General features: G+C 57.0%; 1 protein-coding gene. It reads left to right on the forward strand.

Annotated features, from left to right (window positions below; translation table 11 throughout):
- On the forward strand, positions 1-609 hold a 609-nt coding region (locus A9260_RS17315; RefSeq protein WP_197488360.1), incomplete at both ends, for a hypothetical protein.

The following is a 609-nucleotide window of genomic DNA, read 5'->3' on the forward strand; positions in this document are numbered from 1 at the left end:
GAGGGGGAGGGAAAGGAAAAAAAGGAGGGAGGAAAGGGGGAGGGGAGGGGGAAAAAGAAAGAGAAAAAGGAGGGGAAGAGGGGAGGGGGGGAGGAGAAGGGAAAGAGGGGGAAGAGGGAGGGGGGGAGGGGGAAGAAGAAGGAGAAGAAAGAGAGGAAGGAAAGGAAAGAGAAAGGGGAGGGGAAGGAGAAAGAGAGGGAGGGAGAAAAGGGGGGGGAGGGAAAAGGGAAGAAGAGGGAAAGGGAGAGGAAGGAGGGGGGAAGGGAGGGGGAGGAGGAGAAGAAGGGGAAGAGGGAGGAGGGGAAGGGGGAGAGGGAGGAGAAGGAGGAGGGGGAGAAGGAGGAGAAAAGGAGGGAAGGAGGAAAAGGAAGGAAGGAAAAGAAGGAGGGGGAGGGGAAAGAAAGAGGAAGGAGGAGAAAAAAGGAGGAGGAAAAGGGGGGAAAGGAAGGGAAGGGGGGGAAGGGGAAGAGGAAGGGGAAAGGGAAGGGGAAAGGGGAGAGAAAGAGGAAGAAAAAGAGAGAGGAAAGAAGGAAGGAGGGAGAAAAGAGGGAGGGGGAGGGGAGAAAGAAGAAGAGGGAAAAAGGGGAAGGGGGGAAGAGGAGGGGGGGA

The organism is Vibrio sp. UCD-FRSSP16_30 (genome assembly GCF_001676025.1).
In the GTDB taxonomy this organism is placed as follows: domain Bacteria; phylum Pseudomonadota; class Gammaproteobacteria; order Enterobacterales; family Vibrionaceae; genus Vibrio.